Source organism: Achromobacter sp. RT286_PF (assembly GCF_059760425.1).
On the sequence record NZ_JCBAMR010000003.1, the window covers coordinates 150,092 to 167,493 of the forward strand.

15 protein-coding genes are annotated in these 17,402 nt (G+C 61.5%); 2 read left to right on the top strand and 13 right to left on the bottom strand.

Going from position 1 to position 17,402, the window contains the following annotated elements; translation table 11 throughout:
• Positions 1-5 precede the first annotated feature (5 nt).
• A complete protein-coding gene (gene metC / locus AC6LJY_RS04335) occupies positions 6-1,187 on the bottom strand; it encodes a cystathionine beta-lyase (RefSeq protein ID WP_104142436.1) in 1,182 nt (393 codons plus the stop codon).
• A gap of 2 nt (positions 1,188-1,189) precedes the next feature.
• Positions 1,190-1,777, bottom strand: coding sequence for a cysteine dioxygenase family protein (locus AC6LJY_RS04340; RefSeq protein WP_104142434.1), 588 nt, complete (start codon positions 1,775-1,777; stop codon positions 1,190-1,192).
• Between the two features lie 116 nt (positions 1,778-1,893).
• Here AC6LJY_RS04340 and AC6LJY_RS04345 point away from each other — a divergent pair, with 116 nt between their 5' ends.
• Positions 1,894-2,787 (top strand): LysR substrate-binding domain-containing protein, encoded by an 894-nt coding sequence (locus AC6LJY_RS04345; protein ID WP_104142433.1) that lies wholly within the window; start codon positions 1,894-1,896, stop codon positions 2,785-2,787.
• 11 nt (positions 2,788-2,798) lie between these two features.
• Here the strand turns inward: AC6LJY_RS04345 and AC6LJY_RS04350 are convergent, their stop codons facing one another.
• From AC6LJY_RS04350 to AC6LJY_RS04385, 8 genes are all read right to left on the bottom strand, one after another.
• The gene (locus AC6LJY_RS04350; protein WP_314355931.1) at positions 2,799-3,803 is read right to left on the bottom strand and encodes an asparaginase; all 1,005 of its coding nucleotides are present in this window, start codon (positions 3,801-3,803) and stop codon (positions 2,799-2,801) included.
• Positions 3,796-4,719 (bottom strand): ParB/RepB/Spo0J family partition protein, encoded by a 924-nt coding sequence (locus AC6LJY_RS04355; RefSeq protein ID WP_104142430.1) that lies wholly within the window; start codon positions 4,717-4,719, stop codon positions 3,796-3,798. The genes AC6LJY_RS04350 and AC6LJY_RS04355 overlap by 8 nt, the downstream gene beginning before the upstream one ends.
• A gap of 44 nt (positions 4,720-4,763) precedes the next feature.
• Positions 4,764-5,588: a GNAT family N-acetyltransferase gene (locus tag AC6LJY_RS04360; RefSeq protein ID WP_485132706.1), complete on the bottom strand. Its 825-nt coding sequence runs from the start codon at positions 5,586-5,588 to the stop codon at positions 4,764-4,766.
• A 10-nt stretch (positions 5,589-5,598) separates the two neighbouring features.
• A complete protein-coding gene (locus AC6LJY_RS04365) occupies positions 5,599-6,399 on the bottom strand; it encodes a ParA family protein (RefSeq protein WP_046806063.1) in 801 nt (266 codons plus the stop codon).
• Complete coding sequence (gene rsmG / locus AC6LJY_RS04370) at positions 6,396-7,109, bottom strand: 16S rRNA (guanine(527)-N(7))-methyltransferase RsmG (RefSeq protein WP_120157343.1); 714 nt, start codon at positions 7,107-7,109, stop codon at positions 6,396-6,398. The genes AC6LJY_RS04365 and rsmG overlap by 4 nt, the downstream gene beginning before the upstream one ends.
• Positions 7,106-9,025 carry a tRNA uridine-5-carboxymethylaminomethyl(34) synthesis enzyme MnmG gene (mnmG, locus tag AC6LJY_RS04375; protein ID WP_314355925.1) on the bottom strand — a complete coding sequence of 640 codons (1,920 nt, stop codon included), beginning with the start codon at positions 9,023-9,025 and terminating at the stop codon, positions 7,106-7,108. The genes rsmG and mnmG overlap by 4 nt, the downstream gene beginning before the upstream one ends.
• Positions 9,026-11,336: 2,311 nt before the next feature.
• Positions 11,337-11,543 carry a cold-shock protein gene (locus tag AC6LJY_RS04380; protein ID WP_046806066.1) on the bottom strand — a complete coding sequence of 69 codons (207 nt, stop codon included), beginning with the start codon at positions 11,541-11,543 and terminating at the stop codon, positions 11,337-11,339.
• A 246-nt stretch (positions 11,544-11,789) separates the two neighbouring features.
• Positions 11,790-12,815, bottom strand: coding sequence for an AbrB family transcriptional regulator (locus tag AC6LJY_RS04385; RefSeq protein WP_498135369.1), 1,026 nt, complete (start codon positions 12,813-12,815; stop codon positions 11,790-11,792).
• 122 nt (positions 12,816-12,937) lie between these two features.
• On the opposite strand from AC6LJY_RS04385, the gene AC6LJY_RS04390 reads away from it, so the two are divergent.
• Positions 12,938-14,104, top strand: a complete 1,167-nt coding sequence (locus AC6LJY_RS04390; RefSeq protein WP_046806068.1) for a pyridoxal phosphate-dependent aminotransferase — start codon at positions 12,938-12,940, stop codon at positions 14,102-14,104.
• Positions 14,105-14,232: 128 nt separating this feature from the next.
• On the opposite strand, the gene AC6LJY_RS04395 is transcribed toward AC6LJY_RS04390, so the two are convergent.
• From AC6LJY_RS04395 to AC6LJY_RS04405, 3 genes are all read right to left on the bottom strand, one after another.
• Positions 14,233-15,759, bottom strand: coding sequence for a tripartite tricarboxylate transporter permease (locus AC6LJY_RS04395; RefSeq protein ID WP_498135370.1), 1,527 nt, complete (start codon positions 15,757-15,759; stop codon positions 14,233-14,235).
• Entirely contained in the window at positions 15,756-16,193 is a 438-nt protein-coding gene (locus AC6LJY_RS04400) for a tripartite tricarboxylate transporter TctB family protein (protein WP_104142420.1), read from the bottom strand. The genes AC6LJY_RS04395 and AC6LJY_RS04400 overlap by 4 nt, the downstream gene beginning before the upstream one ends.
• A 118-nt stretch (positions 16,194-16,311) precedes the next feature.
• Positions 16,312-17,259, bottom strand: a complete 948-nt coding sequence (locus AC6LJY_RS04405; RefSeq protein ID WP_370512721.1) for a Bug family tripartite tricarboxylate transporter substrate binding protein — start codon at positions 17,257-17,259, stop codon at positions 16,312-16,314.
• Positions 17,260-17,402 lie beyond the last annotated feature (143 nt).

The window sequence follows — 17,402 nt, forward strand, 5'->3', positions numbered from 1 at the left end:
GGAATTCAAAGGGAACGAGAAATTTTGGTCATGGCGGACAGCCCTTGTTCAAGGTCGCCGATCAGGTCTATGGGGTCTTCAAGGCCGATATGCAGACGCAACATGGCGCCGCGCGGCGTTGCGTCGGGCAGCGCACGCGTGTCCAGCCGCACAGGAATCACCAGGCTTTCAAAACCGCCCCACGACGCACCGATACCAAACAGGTCCAGGCTGTCGATCAGGCGGTCGGCGTCCGCCGCGGTATACGCGCCATCCAGTTCAAGGGTCAGCAGCCCGTTGGCGCCGGTGCAGTCCCGCCGCCAGATTGCATGCGAAGGGTCGCCGGGCAGCGCCGGACACAGCACGCGCGTTATTTCGGGGCGGCCTTGAAGCCACGTAGCCACTCGCGCCGCATTGGCGGCGTGCTGCGCCATGCGCAACGGCAAAGAGCGCATGCCGCGCAAGACCAGGAAGGCGTCATCCGCGCCCACGGTCTGGCCGAAGTCGATATTGGCGCGTTCCAGCGCGCGCCAGGCGCGAGCATTCGTGACCACGGCGCCCATCATCACGTCGGCATGGCCGCCCAGGTATTTGGTCGCCGCCATCACGGAAATATCCGCGCCCAAGGTCAGCGGTTTGTATATCAACCCCGACGCCCACGTGTTATCCACAGCCAGCCAGCAATCGTGTTTTTTCGCGGCTGTGGATAAGTCGCAAAGGTCGGGCATGTCGTACGTCAACGAACCCGGGGCTTCGGCGTAAATCATGCGTGTGTTCGGCCGGATCAGTGCTTCGACACCAACGCCATCGGGCCGATAAAACGTGTACTCGATGCCCAACCGGCTCAGGTGTTCGATGCAGAAGCGGCGCACGGGTTCATACACGGCGTCGGTGACCAACACGTGATCGCCCGAGCGTAAAAATGCCAGCAGCACCATCGCAATGGCAGCCTGCCCGGTGGGATACAGCGCCGCGCGGTGGCCCTGCTCCAGTTCAACCAGTGCATCTTCCAGCGCGTGCGTGCTGTCGGTGCCGCGCGCGCCGTACGAGGGCAAGCGCTCTTGTTCGCGGCGCGTGCGCGTGTCGCGCCACGCGGCAACGCTGTCGAACACGTAAGTGCTGGCGCGCGTCACGGGGGTGTTCACCCACCCCTGATGCGGGCGCCCGGCACGCAGCAGCCGCGTCGCCGACTGGTAGGGCTTTTTCATGATCAGCGGCGCGTCTTCACGCCAATCGGCATGACCTTGCAGGTGCCGGCCTCCAGGTCGAAGCCCAGGCGCTGGTCCAGGGTTTCCAGCGCGCGGCCGTACATGTGCAGGTGGCGGATGACGCTGTCGCCCTGGATTTCCACGGCGTGGATATCGTCGGGCATCAACGCAATGCCGGCGCCCGGGCCCACCACCACGGTGCCCGTCTTTTCCAGGCGGCCCACGCCCGGCACGGATCCATCATCCAGGCGCTCATAGACGTAGTTGTATTCCACCCCTTCCACGGCGGCGATACAGGCCCAGGTGGTGTGGTTGTGCGGCACGATCTTGTTGCCCGGGCGCATGACGTTCAGGTACAGCGCGTAGCTTTTGTCGTCGTCTTCGGCGATCAGGTAGCGGGCCTGCCGTTCGCCGTCCTCGGGCGGCGCGTACCGTTCACCCGTCCACCAGTCGGTGTGCGCGGCCAGGCCGATCAACTCTTGCAGGACCGCGTCCAGGCTGTCTCGATTCAGCCCCTTATTTCCTACAGTTTTTTTAATATTTTCAATAGCGGCCTCAATGCCCGCCTGATTTGGATGTGCGTTGTTCACCTTGCCTTTCCCTCTTGGTGCATGAGCTATTGGGATTACTGTATCGCCGGGAACGGGCACCAACAATTTAAATTGCCTTAACATCTCATTAGCATCGCTAATACGTTGAGGGCCCCATGCGCAATCTGGATCTGGATCTGCTTCGCACACTGACTGCTATCGCCCAGCACAGCACTTTTTCTGAGGCGGCCAACCGGCTGCACAAGACGCAGTCGGCCATCACACAGCAGATGCAGCGGCTGGAATCCACCATCGGGCTGCCGTTGTTTGAAAAGCAGGGGCGCAACAAGGTGCTGTCATCGCATGGGCGGCGGCTGGTGGAATACGCGCGCCACATGCTGGCCATCAACGATGAGGCCCTGCGCGCGTTGCAGGACGGCCCACTGGAAGGAGACCTGCGCCTGGGGGCGCCGCTGGATGTGGCGGACACCATCCTGCCGACGCTGTTGACGCACATCGCCCGGTCGGCGCCGCGCGTGAAGCTGGAGATTCGGGTGGATCGCAGCCCTTTCCTGATGGACGCACTGCGCGCCGGCGAGATCGACCTGACGATTTCGACGCGGTTTGACCAGGACTTCGAAGGCGTCGCACTGCGTACATCTCCCACGGTATGGTTGGCGTCCGCCGACTATGTGCATGACCCGCACGCGCCCGTCCCGCTGGTGCTGGCCGACGAGCCCAGCATTTTTCGCCGCTTGGCCTTGAACGCGTTGGAACAGGCGCGCGTACGCTGGCATACCAATTACGTGGCGCCGAATCTGGTGGGGATCAAGGCGGCGTTGCGTGCCGGGCTGGGCGTGACGGCACGCAGCGTAGAGCTGTTGGGGCCTGAAATGCGCGTGCTGGGCGAAAAGGAAGGCTTGCCGCCCTTGCCGGACGTGACCTATTTCCTGTGGATAAGACGCGATCTGATCAATCCGCTAACGCGGCAGGTCTACGACATGTTGCGCAGCAACCTGGGGTTGGCGCAGCAGCCCGACGCGGCGGCGCAAGCGCCGCGCGCGTCGTAGCTATCGCGCTTTTAGTAGCGGTCGAATATGGTCTGGATCTGCGTCGCGTCGCGCGTGACGGACAAGGCCAGCATCAGCAGGATGCGCGCCTTCTGCGGGTTCAAGTCGCGTGCGGCGATGAAGCCCAGCAGCCCGTCGTCCAATTCGACATCGCGGGCCACGAAACCGCTGCCGGTGCGGCTGGACCGCACCACCGCCACGCCGTCGGCCACGGCACGACCCAGCGCATCGATGGCCAGATCAGTCGCATTGCCATCGCCCACGCCGGCCAGCACGATGCCGTCGGCGGCTCGCGCAACAAAGTCGATCACGTCGCCTTGCATATCGGCATGGGCGTAAACCACGTCCACGCGCGGCCAGCCGGACTTTTCCAGTAATGCGAGTGAAAACTCGCTTTGTGCGGAATGAACGGTGGTGTTGCGAGAATAAAAACACGGCTCGCCGCCATGCATCACGCCGGCACGACCACGATTGGGCGACGCAAAGGCGCACAGTCCCGCACTGGCGGTCTTCTGGATTTCGCGTGCGTAATGCACGTCTTCATTCATGACGACCAGCGGCCCACGGCCGCGCGCATCGGGGTGGCGCGCCAGCGCCACTGCGTTGTAGAGATTGGCCGGGCCTTCGGCGCCCAGGGCCGTGGCCGGGCGCATGGCGCCGACCAGCACCACGGGCTTGTCGTGTTGAATGACCAGGCTGAGAAAGTACGCGGTTTCTTCAAGCGTATCGGTGCCGTGCGTAATCACGATGCCGGCCACCGAGGCATCCTGGCAAAGCGCGTCAACGCGCGCAGCGAGCGCATGCCAGACCGCGTGCGTCATGTTCTGGCTGCCTACGTTGGCGATTTGTTCCGCGCGGATATCCGCAATGCGGGCCAGTTGCGGCACCGCGCCCAGCAGATCATTGACCGAAAACGAACCGGCCTTGTAGCCGGCCGACGTCGCGTCGGATTGAGCGCCCGCGATGGTGCCGCCCGTGGCCAATACGGCAATGACCGGCAACGCGTGCTCAGGCATCCACGACCCCGGACAAGCCCTGGCGTTCCAGCAGCGAATTCAGGTGTTCCCAACCATGGAAGTCGATGACGATCTGGCCTTTTTCCTTGGCGCCCACCTTCAAGGCAACGCGCGTGCCCAGATGGTCGGACAGCGCTTCTTCAAGACGCGTCAGGTCGCGCGAGGCGCCGTTGGCCTTCTTGCGCGGCGACGAGGCAGACTCGGCGTCCTTGGCGGTCTTGGCGACCAACTTTTCGGCTTCGCGCACCGACAGGCGGCGCGCGATGATCTGGTTGGCCAACTGGATCTGCGTGGCCGCATCCACCGCCAGTAGCGCACGCGCGTGGCCCATGTCTACGTCGCCGGCCAGCAGCATCGTTTGCACCGGCGCCGCCAAGTTCAACAGGCGCAGCAGGTTGCTGGTGGCCGAACGCGAACGCCCGATTGCCTGCGCGGCCTGCTCGTGCGTCAGACCAAATTCGTCCAGCAGACGGCGCACGCCATGCGCCTCTTCAAGCGGATTCAGGTCTTCGCGCTGGATGTTTTCGATCAGCGCCATGACGGCCGCGTTTTCGTCGGCCACCTCGCGCACCAGCACAGGCACTTCCTTCAAGCCGGCCAGCTGCGCGGCGCGAAAACGGCGTTCGCCCGCGATGATCTCGTAATGGCCAGGCGCGGAATCGCCCAGCCCGCGTACCAGAATGGGCTGCATGATGCCTTGCGTGCGGATCGATTCGGCCAGCTCACCCAGTGCGCCTTCGTCCATGCGCGTACGCGGCTGATACTTGCCGGCGCGCATCTTCGAGATGGGCAAGGTGGATGGCGGACCCTCGGGCTTGGCCGCGACGGCCTTGCCGATGTTGTCGATCGCAGGCGCGTCCGCGCCAAGCAAGGCGTCCAGTCCGCGACCCAATCCCTTGGGTTTCTTGGTGGCCATAGTTAAATCCTCTTTCCTTCTGTTTTTGTATCCTGGGCCGAAGCTCAGGCGTGCCGCTGCTCGGCGGGCAAGCGGTACCAATACGCGTAACAGTCTTTGAAACCGTAGCGGCCATACAGGGCGCGCGCGGCGGTATTGTCCGGCTCGACTTGCAAATATGCCGTCGTGGCGCCGCCGCAGGCGCCCTGGCTCAGTAGGTGATCCATCAAGGCATCGGCATAGCCTTTACGCCGTTGCGCGGGATCGGTGACGATGTCGAACAGGCCCACCAAGTCGTCGTCGCGGACTGCCAGGCCTGCGGCGACGCATTGCCCGGCGGCATCGAATGCCAGCACGGGCAGCTTATCCACAGCCAGTCCTTGCAGCCGCGCCTGGTGTTCGACGATGTGCTCAGGCGTAGACCCACGCATGGCGCCGACCGCTTGCGCGAAGCGATCGGTGTCGACGTTCCTGAAAGACAGGCCGCCCCGGGCGCTGAGTCTGGGGGCGAGCGACATGCTCATGACTCGGGTCTCACCGGTGTAGGTATAGCCTCGGGCCTCCAGCTCGGCATCCAGCGAAAAATCGGGGCCGATGGAGGTTATGCGCAGCACCATGGGCAAGCCCTGGCGCGCATACAACGAAGAACAATACGCCAGCCGCTCGTCCAGCGGACGTGTGGATAACCCCAGCACGTTGACGCTGCGCACGCGCTTGGCGGGCGACGCTGCAAAACGCACGAGCCAGCCATCATAGAGCAGCTGCGCGCGCACCGCCGTGGCATTCAACGCGGCCTCTTCCAGGCGCACGCGCAGGCGGTCGCGCTCGTCGGCAGGCGGCGGGCGATACGTGGGCGATACGGGGCGGGAAAAGAGCGCGGTGACGGACATGGCGAAAGGCTTAATCCAGATCCTTTCTGACGCGCTCGATCATTTCGGCGCCGAACGAGATATAGGCTTGTGCGCCGCGTGACGCGCGGTCATACACGACACCCGGCATGCCGTAACTGGGTGCTTCGGCCAAGCGCACGTTGCGGGGCACGACCGTCTTGAACACCTTGTCTCCAAAGTGCGCTTCAAGTTGCGCGGACACTTGCTGTTGCAACGTCATGCGCGGATCGAACATGACGCGCAACAACCCGATCACGCGCAAATCATCGTTAATGTTGCGGTGAACGCGCTTGATGGTGTTGACCAGATCGGACAAGCCTTCAAGGGCGAAGTATTCGCACTGCATCGGGATGATGACGCCGTGCGCCGCGGCCAGGCCGTTAAGCGTCAGCAGCGACAACGTGGGCGGGCAATCGATCAATACAAAATCGTACTGGCCGGAAACGGTATCGATCGCCCTTTTCAGCTGGCGCTCGCGCTCTTCCATCTGAACCAGGTCGATCTCGGCGCCGGAAAGTTCGCGATTGGCCGGCAGCACGTCATAGCCGCCGGATTCGGACTTCACGCGGGCCTGTTCAATGGTGGCCTCGCCAATCAGCACTTGGTACAGATTCGATTCCAGCGCATTCTTATCGATGCCGCTGCCCATCGTGGCATTGCCCTGCGGGTCCAGGTCCACCAGCAGCACGCGTTGATTGTGCGTGGCAAGGCCCGCCGCCAGATTGATGGCGGTCGTCGTCTTGCCCACACCGCCCTTTTGATTGGCGATGCAGAAGACGCGAGCGGCTGTGCTGGGGGGTAAGTTCTTCATAGGGTTCCTTGACTGCGTCCTTCGCCGCGCCCTTGATTGCGGCGCATCCAGATCAGGCAGCGTTCTGCTTGCAGCTCCGGCACGCGAAGCGGCTGAATGTGATCGACCTGCCAGTCCCCGCGCGCGTGCAGCGCAAGAATTTCTTCTTCGGGGACCTTGCCCTTCATCGCGACGAGGGTACCATCGTTGCGCACGTGGCGACCCGCAAGCTGCGCAAAATCGTCCAGCGAAGCAAAGGCCCGCGAGGTCACGATGTGACATTCGGCGGGCTCCAGCGTTTCGATGCGTGCATGCAGTGCGTGCAGATTCGGCAGGCTGAGCGCGCCGCTCATCTGACGCACGAATGCGGTTTTCTTTTCAACGGCGTCGATGCAGGTCACCGACCATGCGGGCTGCATGATGGCCAGAACGACGCCTGGCAAGCCGCCGCCCGATCCCACGTCATAGACCTTTGCCGATACGCCCGCGTCGCCCAGCGCCTTGTAAAACGGCGCCACGGCCGACAAGCTATCGAACAGATGCTGAATCAACATCTGTTGCGGATCGCGGATGGCGGTGAGGTTGTACGTGCGGTTCCAGCGCTGCATCTGCGCCATGTAGTTCAGCAGCTTGGCTTGCTGATCTGCATCGGCAGGCAGCCCCAGCTGCTCGCACGCACGAGACAGGCGGCCGGCCATGTCAGCGCCGGCCTGATCGGTGTGGGCGGTCATGCGGCTTGCTTGCGCGAGCCGTAGTGCAGGCGCTTCAGGTGTATGAGCAGCAGCGAGATCGCGGCCGGGGTCACGCCCGAGATACGCGCGGCCTGGCCGACGGTTTCGGGGCGATGCGTCTTGAGCTTCTGGCGCACTTCGAACGACAGGCTGGTCACGGCGTCGTAATCGACGTCCGCCGGAATGGGCTGCAGCTCGTGCGAGATTTGCTTCTGGACTTCATCTTGCTGCCGCGCGATGTAGCCGGCGTACTTCACCTGGATTTCGACCTGTTCGGCCAGGATGTCGTCAGCGACCACGCCGGGGCCGGCCAACAATGAGCCGTCGGCGTTTTGCACGGCCATCAATGCTTCATAGGAAACATTCGGGCGTTTCAACAGGTCAGCTAGTGAGTACTCACGTTCAATCGCCTTGCCCAACAACGGCTCGGCAATCTCTACCGGCATGACTCGCGGATTCACCCACGAGGACTTCAGCCGTTCCACTTCCGCCGCCACCGCGTCCCGCTTGCGGTTGAAGGCGTCCCAACGGGCGTCGTCAACAATACCCAGCTGTCGACCGATTTCGGTGAGGCGCAGGTCGGCGTTGTCTTCGCGCAGGCTTAGCCGGTATTCCGCACGCGAGGTGAACATGCGATAAGGCTCGGTCACGCCGCGCGTGACCAGGTCATCCACCAGCACACCCAGATAGGCTTCGTCGCGGCGCGGCGTCCACTGGTCCCGGCCAAGGGAAAGCAGCGCGGCGTTGACGCCTGCCAGCAACCCTTGCGCGGCTGCTTCTTCGTACCCGGTTGTACCGTTGATCTGACCCGCGAAAAACAGACCGCCAATCGCTTTGGTCTCAAGGGTGCTCTTCAATCCACGTGGATCAAAGTAGTCGTATTCGATCGCGTAGCCCGGGCGCATGATGTGCGCGTTTTCCAGCCCTCGCAGAGAGTGGATCAGCTCTAGCTGCACATCGAACGGCAGGCTGGTGGAGACGCCGTTGGGATAGACCTCGTGCGTGTCCAACCCTTCGGGTTCCAGGAAGACCTGGTGCGATTCCTTGTCGGCGAAACGATGGATCTTGTCTTCGATGGACGGACAGTATCGCGGGCCCACCCCTTCGATGACGCCGCTGTACATCGGGGAACGGTCCAGCCCACCACGAATGATGTCGTGGGTACGCGCGTTGGTATGCGTGATCCAGCAGGGAAGCTGGCGGGGGTGCATGGACACATTGCCCATGTAAGAGAACACGGGGATCGGGTCCAGGTCACCGGGTTGCTCTTCCAGGATGCTGGTGTTGATGGTCCGCCCGTCGATGCGCGGGGGCGTTCCGGTCTTCAGGCGGCCTTGCGGCAGCTTCAGTTCTTTCAGTCGCTGGCCCAGGGAAATGGCAGGAGGGTCCCCTGCCCGGCCGCCCGAATAGTTTTGCAGTCCCACGTGAATCAGGCCGTTCAGAAAGGTACCGGCCGTCAGGACAACGGTCTTTGCACGAAACTTCAGGCCGACCTGCGTCACAGCGCCAACCACACGATCCCCTTCCACCATCAGGTCTTCCACCGCTTGCTGGAACAGCCAGAGATTCGGCTGATTTTCCAGGCGGCCCCGGATCGCTTGACGGTACAGGACTCGGTCCGCCTGGGCGCGCGTGGCGCGCACAGCCGGCCCCTTCGAGCCGTTGAGAATGCGGAATTGAATCCCCGCTTCGTCCGTGGCCAAAGCCATCGCGCCACCCAGGGCGTCGACTTCTTTAACCAGGTGGCCCTTGCCAATCCCGCCAATGGAGGGATTGCAAGACATTTGGCCTAGGGTTTCGATGTTGTGCGTCAACAGCAACGTGCGCGCGCCAGCGCGGGCAGCAGCCAGTGCCGCTTCAGTGCCGGCGTGGCCGCCACCAACGACGATGACATCGAATTCGCGGGGATAGTCCATGATGGGAAGGAAAGATAAGAAGGCGTTCGGTGCTCATTATAGAGGCAGGGATTGCATGTTTCACGTGAAACATTCCGGCACTCAGATTGAGCGTGCTGTTGCAGCTGCGGCGTCTGTTATTGACAACGCGCGGTGAGGCGCGATCGACGAATATGTCGGCAAGTGCCGGCGTCCCGTTCGATGTTTCACGTGGAACATATCGCCGGATGTGAAGAACGAAAAGCACGCTGGCAAGCTGACGGGGGTCGGGCGTGGAGGTTCCTCGCCCTTGATCCTGAACCCACCCCGATGTTTCACGTGGAACAACCGGGCGTCCGCGATGTTTCACGTGAAACATCGAAACCATCCCGAAAGTAGTGGGCAGAAAAACGGCGACTCCTTTTCCGTGGAATGGTTGCCCTGTATCCACGGTCCGATAGAGTAGTAGCGGGCGACGTTTCACGTGAAACATCGGTCAAGCGCCCGAGGGGGAAAGGACCACAATCTCTTCAATAACGCCTGCGGTATTTGTTCCACGTGAAACACGCCCGCGCTCTTTGACGCGTAATCGCCATAACGCGGGTGTTTCACGTGGAACATCCTCGCGTGTATGCCGAGGTCTATCCAGACTTGCGACGGCGCATCGACCTGATTGGCCTCGCGCGCGCGATGACTCAGCCAATTAACTGCAAAGAAAACGCAACGCCCATACCTAAAAAAATGCGTTTTTTACCCCCTACCCTACCCCTTACCCAGAACAAGCCGATATTTTTTTATTTAGGTAAACCGTCCACCGACGAAACCACGGAGAGTGCGAAGGCAAACTTTTCTGTACAGCAAAAATCGAGCCCAGGAAATATCACCGCTTGCATCACCACGCAAGAAGCCCGACAGAGCATTTATGTACTGCTCCCGAATTTGAACTCTCACAGTCGCGCCAGCGTCGAACTTCCGAGAACGAGCCAATCAGACGGAGGCCACCTAATGGCTCCAGGTTATGCACACCGTCATGTGAGTAAGTCGACTCCATTCCCGAAACCCAGACGAACGACTTATCAACAACCGGCGAGCTGAAGACCTAATAACCGCACGCGAATTCACGTGGAACAACTTTGGGGATAACTTGTTGGGCCGACGACAACCAAGCGGCCTTACCGTGATTCAAACCAGCCAGTCCGCGACGGCAACATCAGCATTGGCATTTAAATTACTAGAGCGGGCTTCATAGGAGAACCCGCTTCAAATCAGAGGAATTCCCCGTCAGACTCGCGAGTAATCTGGCATTAAGCCAAACCCGAGCGAACGCTATTTTTCACGTGGACAACTTTGTGGATAAGATGCCAATCCGCACGCAATACCGCCCACAAGTCCTGCCAACTTTTAATTTGAAGCGATCGCCATTGCCGGGAACTAGATCCGCAGCGGCAAGTCAAATTGCGACGAAAACTCGCGCACGGTTTATCCACAAACTTGTGCAGACTTACTGTTTTTGTCACGCGTATTTTCCGCAAGCACGGGCGCAGCAATTATTGATTGCACAAGTATCTTGCCCGGCGGAAACGCCGTGCGCCATCATCCATTTGGAGGAGAGGCGGCGGTTTCATGTGAACCCTGTGGAAAACTCGCTCGGCCGGCTTCGCAGAGTTCTTCCGCACTTGGAGAGAACCTGTTTCGCGATTGACGCGGCCTGGGCAGAAAACTCCCACAGCGAACAACGAAAGCACAATCTGGCGGGCTGGACGCGATGCCAAAACGGGCCGGCCCGCGTTCCTATCCCCAATTCTATCCACAGGCTGAGCAGGCTATTTCGGCGGCTTTCGGGCAAGAATCTGTGCATAACCGGGATGGGGATATCTTTGTGAACAACCGCGCCGAAATGAAAAAAAGGCCGGTCTAAACGGCCGCTAAACCCCTCACCGACGGCGGCCCCATCCGAAAGACGGCCCCATTGAAAAGTGCCGCCAAGCGCCCGTTTTCCCTGGGGAAATGCTGGTTTTCTTCTGATACGAGGGCATGGCAGGCCGCCATTTGAGCCTTGCTTGGCCGGCGCCATCGAGTAAATGGTAAAAACCAAAAATCTGTGCAAAACCCCGTATATGCCGAGCACGGTGCTTCATTAATGAGCACCCAAACCTCGATGCTCAAAAATAATTATCCACAGAGTTATCCAAGGTTTGAGAACATGTTAGTGGACACTAACATTAAGCTGTCGCTGACCCACAGGCGTTGCTGACCATAAGGCCGCACAAATGAAACAACGCCCCAGATCCGGAGATCTTGGGGCGTTGTAGCCAGGTTTGGACCTGGCAGACGGGAAAAGGGATTTCCCGATTTAGAGCGGGCGAATTTCGGCCGCTTGAGGTCCTTTCGGACCATCCTTAACTTCGAATTCGACTTCCTGCCCTTCGTTCAGGCTGCGATAGCCGCGGCCCTGGATGGCGGAAAAGTGTGCGAAAACTTCGGTTCCGCCAACATCCGGGGTGATGAAGCCATAACCCTTGTCAGCGTTGAACCACTTAACTTTGCCCTTTTGAGCCATTTTCTCTAGCGTCCTGTAATTAACTTGAAATGCAATGAATCAAGGGGGACGCCGTGAGAACTGAACGACCGGTATAAAACCCTGCGTTGCCGCTGTGTTCTCGCTCGTCGCCAAGCAACAGAACGAGTCCGCGCGCTGCTTGAATCAACTGCGGAATCAGCATACTCATCCGGCATTGGCGACTCATATTGTTGTTTACCCCAATGTCGCATTTTTCAGACTCGGCCCAAGGCCCGCACTGCGGAATTAGGCTTGCCGCCGCGCAAGAACGGCGTAAATCGGCCCCGTCACAGTCACGACAAAAACCATGCGCGTAACGTGAAACGCGGTGACCACCGGCACGCCAAGTTGCAGCACCTTGGCCGTGATGGCCATTTCAGCAATGCCCCCCGGCGTCGTCCCCAATATCAGCGTCGGGGCCGGGGCTGCCGACCAATACGACAGCAGTGCGCCCAAACCAAAAGCCAGCACCAGGGCGCCCAGCGTGAAGGCGGCCACCACCGCAATAAAACGCGGCGCCGCGCGAAAGAAATCCGGGCGGTAACGGTCTCCCAGCGACCAGCCGATCAGCAGCTGTCCCGCCTTGGGCACGTAGTCGGGCAGCGCGGACAGTTCAATGCCGAAAACAGTTAACAGCATTGCCACCACCATGGGCCCCAGCACCCACGGATTTGGCAAGCGCAGCTTCATGAATGCCAGCCCGCCCAGGCACGTCAGCAGCACCAATGCGGCCAGGCCCAAGCCGTGCACCCTCTGGGGTCCAGGCAACGTCGGATCCAGGCCGGCCACGCCCCACCACTGGAAGATAAACGGCACCGTTATCACCACCAGCAGGACGCGCACGCTATGAGCTGTGGCAACGCGGTCAATGCGCGCGCCGTGGCGTTCCGCCAGGCTGGCCATTTCGCTGGCCCCGCCGATGGCCGATGCAAACCAGGCAGTCTTAAAGTCGGCATCCGTATAGCGGCGAAGCATCGCGGTACCCATGAACGCCAGCCCCAGGGCGAACACCATGCCGACGATGATCGGGCCGGCGTTGCTGCCGATGTGTTCCACCACCTGCGGCGTGAAATACAAACCCAGCGACGTGCCGATCACCCACTGGCCCCCATTGCGCGCCGGGCGCGGGCAGGCGGTTCCCACGCCAGCAATGCGCGTTGCAGCCGTCGCCAGCAAGGCGCCCAGCATCCAAGGCAAGGGCATATGCGCCCACACCGCCAACAGCGCGCCCACCGACGCAATCGACAATCCCCCCGCCACCCTCAACAACATGTTCCGCCGCACGATCCCATCCACGTTTATCGCTTTCGCTCATTGCGAAAAAAACGAATTATGAGTTAGTGGGATACTTACGAAAACTCTCTTCGCCCATCGCGCATTCCCTCGCATCCACCATGATCCGATCCAAACTTCCCGACGTTGGCACCACCATCTTCACCGTCATGAGCCGCCTGGCCATCGAGCACAAGGCCATCAACCTGGGTCAGGGCTTTCCCGACTTTGATCCCGACCCAGCGCTGTGCGCGCTGGTCACGCAGGCCATGGCGAACGGGCATAACCAGTATCCGTACATGCCCGGCGTGGCGCCTTTGCGCGAAGCCATCGCGGCAAAGACCCAGGCCCTGTATGGCCACGCCTACGACCCGGAAACCGAGATCACGGTGACCAGCGGCGCCACCGAAGCCCTGATGGCCACCGTGCTGGCCGCCGTCGGCAGCGGCGACGAAGTGGTGGTCATCGAGCCCTGCTATGACTCGTACCTGCCCGCGATCCGTCTGGCCGGCGGCACCGCGGTACCAGTGCCGCTGCGCGCGCCCACCGAAGCCGACCCCTACTACCGCATCGATTGGCAGCGCGTGCGTGACGCCATCACGTCCAAGACGCGCCTGTTGATGCTGAACTTTCCGCACAACCCCACGGGCGCCGTGCTCGATGACAGCGACCTGGATGCGCTGGAAGCCATCGTTCGGGACACCGGCGTTTTGCTGGTGTCAGACGAGGTCTACGAACACATCGTGTTTGACGGCAAGCCGCACGCCAGCGTCGCGCGTCGTCCGTTGCTGGCCGAACACGCATTCGTGATTTCTTCTTTCGGCAAGACTTATCACACCACCGGCTGGAAAATCGGCTACTGCTGCGCGCCGCGCCAACTTAGCGCCGAACTGCGCAAGGTGCATCAATTCATGGTGTTCACGGTGCCCTCGCCGATGCAGTTCGCGCTGGCCGAGTTCATGCGTGATCCCAAGCCTTATCTGGATCTGCCGGCGTTCTACCAAGCCAAGCGCGATCGTTTGTCGGAAGGCCTGGCCAAGACGCGTTTCCGGCCGTTGCCCAGCCCGGGCACGTTCTTTTTGCTGGCGGACTACAGCCAGATTTCCAAGCAGAACGAAGCCGACTTCGCCCGCGACCTGACCGTCAACCACGGCGTGACCGTGATTCCCGTTTCGGCTTTCTATCGCCAACCCGACGCGGCGGAATCCAACCACCATATCGTCCGTTTCTGCTTTGCAAAGAAAGACGCGACCTTGGACGCCGCCTTGGAACGATTGGCGCAAGTCTAGCCAGAGGCCAAACCAAAACCAAAACCAAAACCAAAGCCAAACCAAAACCAAAGCACCTGAATATGAGCGATTACTCATATTCATAAATCAAACAACAGGGGCGCTTAAAAGCGCCCCTGTTGCCTACGTCAAGCCGCATCCTCCGCCGCTTTTCGCGCACGCCGCACGCGGCGAAGAATCTGCGGAACTACGACGACCGCAACCGCCGCCGCCCACATCGACATCGACACTGGACTGGCGAACAACACTCGCAAATCGCCATCGGTCATCGACAAGGCACGGCGCAGGTTCTGTTCCATCATGTTGCCCAGCACGACGCCCAGCACCAGCGGCGCCATCGGCACGCCAAACTTGCGCAGGAAGTATCCCAGCGCGCCGATGCCAGCCACGAGCAGCAAGTCGAACGTGCCGGCGTTGATGGCATAGACGCCGATATAGCTGATGCACAGAATGCCCGGCACCATCAGCCACCCCGGCACCGACAGTACCTTCGAGAACAGGCGCACCAGCGGCACATTCATGACGAAGAGCAGCACGTTTGCCACGAACAACGACGCGATCAGGCCCCACACGAGTTCGGGCTTGGTATCGAACAGCACCGGCCCCGGCGTGATGTTGTAGAGCGTCAGCGCCCCCATCATGACCGCCGTCGTGCCCGACCCGGGCACGCCCAGCGTCAGCATCGGCACAAAAGAACCGATCGCTGATGCGGTGGCGGCCGCCTCCGGCGCGACCAAGCCGCGCATGTCGCCCTTGCCGAACTTGGCATCGGGATCCTTGGCTTCGATGATGCGTTTTTCTTGCGAATACGCGACCGCCGCGGCCACGCTTGCGCCCGCCCCCGGCAACACCCCCACGCCGAAGCCCACCAGCGCACTGCGCACCACGCTCCACCACGTGAACGCCAGCTCTTTCAGATTGAAAAGCTTGCGCCCGCTGGGCGTGACCTCGACGCTATGCCCGGCCATCACCTTTTCCAACATTTCCAGCATCTCGCTGACCGCGAACAACGCAATAACCACCACCACGAAATCAATACCGTCAGCCAAGTGCACCGATTCAAACGTGTAGCGATATACGCCCGAGTTCGCATCCACGCCGACCACCGAAATCGACAGGCCGATCATCGCCGCCAGCACGCCTTTGACCGGCTGTTTTCCCAGCAAGCTGGTCAGGCAACAGAAGGCGAAGATCATCAGCACGAAGTACTCGGCCGGCCCGAACGCCAACGCCCATTTGGCCAACAACGGCGCCAGCAGGATGATGCCCACCACCGACACGATGGCGCCGAAAAACGCCGACCATGCCGACAGCGACAACGCCACGTTGGCCATGCCTTGTCGCGCCAGCGGGTAACCATCAAGCGTCGTCATGATGGCGCTTGCCTCGCCCGGTACGTTCAGCAAAATTGCCGTGATACGGCCGCCATACTCCGCACCCACGTACACCGCGGCCAAGAGGATCAACGCGGTTTCCGGCGGCAGGTTCATCGCGAACGCGATGGGAATCAGCATCGCCACGCCGTTGACGGGCCCCAGGCCGGGCAGCACGCCCACCAGGGTGCCGATGAACGAACCGATCATGGCAACCAAAATATTGGTCAGCGAAAACGCAACGCCGAATCCGATCGAAAGATGATCAAGAATGCTGCTCATAGCAGGGTCTCCAGCAAGCCGCCCGGCAGGACGACGTCCAGCACTTTGTCGAACAACACAAAAAAGAGAAGACTCATGACGATGCCGCCGATGGCGCATTTGATCCAGCTGCCGGCAAACAGGCGGCCGACGAAGATCGTCATCAGGGTGGTCGCGACGATGAATCCCAGCCACTGGAACAGGAACGCGTAGGCGACCGTAAACGCCATCATCAGCGCGATGCGCCCGTTGGCGCCCGGCGGGTTTGATTCAACGGGGTGGCCGCCCTTGTAGACCAGCCAGAGGCCACACAGGCCGATCATGGCCGCCACCAACAGGGGAAAGGCGCGCGGGCCGACCGGTTCGTAGGCGAATGGGGCTTCGATGCCCCATCCGGCTGATGTCATGAAGGCGGCCAGCGCCAGTGCGCCGATGCCCAGGATTCGATCGTTCATGATCCACTTTCCGTTGTGAATGAATGCGCGGACGCAGCCGCCCCCGCGCGCCACCGACAAACTCGGCGGCGCGGGGGCGCCGGCAAGGCGCGATCGGTGGGAAGGCCTTGCGGCCGGCTTACTTCTTGATCAGGCCGAACGAATCCGCCAGTTCGCCATAGACCTTGACCTGGCTCTTGACGTAGGCATCCAGGTCGGGCCCGGTCTTGTTGAAGGGGAACAGCCCCTGTTGCTGGCGCAGCTTGTCGAACTCAGGCGAGGCAGTCGCCTTGTTGAACGCGTCGACCCAGAACTGATAGTCGCTGTCGGACACCTTCGGACCCACGTAGAAGCCCCGGATGATGGGCCAGACGATGTCGTAGCCCTGTTCCTTGGCCGTGGGCACCGTGCCCAACTTGCCGGGCAGGCGCTGGTCGTTGAACACGGCCAGCACGCGGATCGGTGCGCCGCCTTCCAGCATGGTGAACGCTTCGGCCGCGTCGCCCATGTACGCCTGGATATGCCCGCCACGCAGCGCGGTGACCGCTTCGCCGCCGCCTTCGAATGCGACGAATCGCATCTTCTTGAAGTCCACGCCCGCCGCCTTGGCGGTCAACGCCGCCTTCATCCAGTCCTGGCTGCCCACCGTGCCGCCGGCGCCCAGCACGATCTTGGTGGGATCCTGCTTGAACGCGTCCATCAGGCTTTTCAGGTCCGTGTACGGAGAATCGTTGCGCACCACAGCCACGCCGTAGTCGGTGCCGATGGCCGCCAGCCAGCGCACGTCGTCGACGTTGTACTTGCCAAACTTGCCCTGCGCCAGGTTCAGCAGCGAACCACCCGAGAACGCGACGATGGTGCCGGGTTCATTGGGGTGCTGCGCCACGATGTTGTTGTAGGCCACCGCGCCGATGCCGCCCGGCATGTAGACGATACGCATCGTGTTCTTGATCGCGCCGCTTTGCTTCAAGCCCTCGGTCGCCAGGCGGCAGGTCAGGTCAAAGCCGCCGCCCGGCTGGGCCGGTGCGATGCATTCGGGGCGGCGCGGCTCGTCGGCGGCGTGGGCGGCGCCCAGGGACAGGGTCATCGCGCCAAGTGCGGCCACGGCGGCCAGGCGCAGCTTCAGGCTGGTCTGCATTTGTCTCTTCTCCAGGTTTTATAGGTCTAGGTATGGCTGATGCCGCCAGGCCGGCGATGCCTTGCCTGCATGGGCCCAGCGAACCCTACCGT

Coding starts and splice junctions, on each gene's coding strand:
- AC6LJY_RS04350 (WP_314355931.1), bottom strand. CDS start 3,803: ATGCCTGAGCACGCGTTGCCGGTCATTGCCGTATTGGCCACGGGCGGC.
- AC6LJY_RS04405 (WP_370512721.1), bottom strand. CDS start 17,259: ATGACCCTGTCCCTGGGCGCCGCCCACGCCGCCGACGAGCCGCGCCGC.
- AC6LJY_RS04390 (WP_046806068.1), top strand. CDS start 12,938: ATGATCCGATCCAAACTTCCCGACGTTGGCACCACCATCTTCACCGTC.
- AC6LJY_RS04360 (WP_485132706.1), bottom strand. CDS start 5,588: ATGTCCGTCACCGCGCTCTTTTCCCGCCCCGTATCGCCCACGTATCGC.
- AC6LJY_RS04355 (WP_104142430.1), bottom strand. CDS start 4,719: ATGGCCACCAAGAAACCCAAGGGATTGGGTCGCGGACTGGACGCCTTG.
- AC6LJY_RS04400 (WP_104142420.1), bottom strand. CDS start 16,193: ATGAACGATCGAATCCTGGGCATCGGCGCACTGGCGCTGGCCGCCTTC.
- AC6LJY_RS04345 (WP_104142433.1), top strand. CDS start 1,894: ATGCGCAATCTGGATCTGGATCTGCTTCGCACACTGACTGCTATCGCC.
- AC6LJY_RS04395 (WP_498135370.1), bottom strand. CDS start 15,759: ATGAGCAGCATTCTTGATCATCTTTCGATCGGATTCGGCGTTGCGTTT.
- rsmG (WP_120157343.1), bottom strand. CDS start 7,109: ATGACCGCCCACACCGATCAGGCCGGCGCTGACATGGCCGGCCGCCTG.
- mnmG (WP_314355925.1), bottom strand. CDS start 9,025: ATGGACTATCCCCGCGAATTCGATGTCATCGTCGTTGGTGGCGGCCAC.
- AC6LJY_RS04380 (WP_046806066.1), bottom strand. CDS start 11,543: ATGGCTCAAAAGGGCAAAGTTAAGTGGTTCAACGCTGACAAGGGTTAT.
- AC6LJY_RS04385 (WP_498135369.1), bottom strand. CDS start 12,815: ATGTTGTTGAGGGTGGCGGGGGGATTGTCGATTGCGTCGGTGGGCGCG.
- metC (WP_104142436.1), bottom strand. CDS start 1,187: ATGAAAAAGCCCTACCAGTCGGCGACGCGGCTGCTGCGTGCCGGGCGC.
- AC6LJY_RS04365 (WP_046806063.1), bottom strand. CDS start 6,399: ATGAAGAACTTACCCCCCAGCACAGCCGCTCGCGTCTTCTGCATCGCC.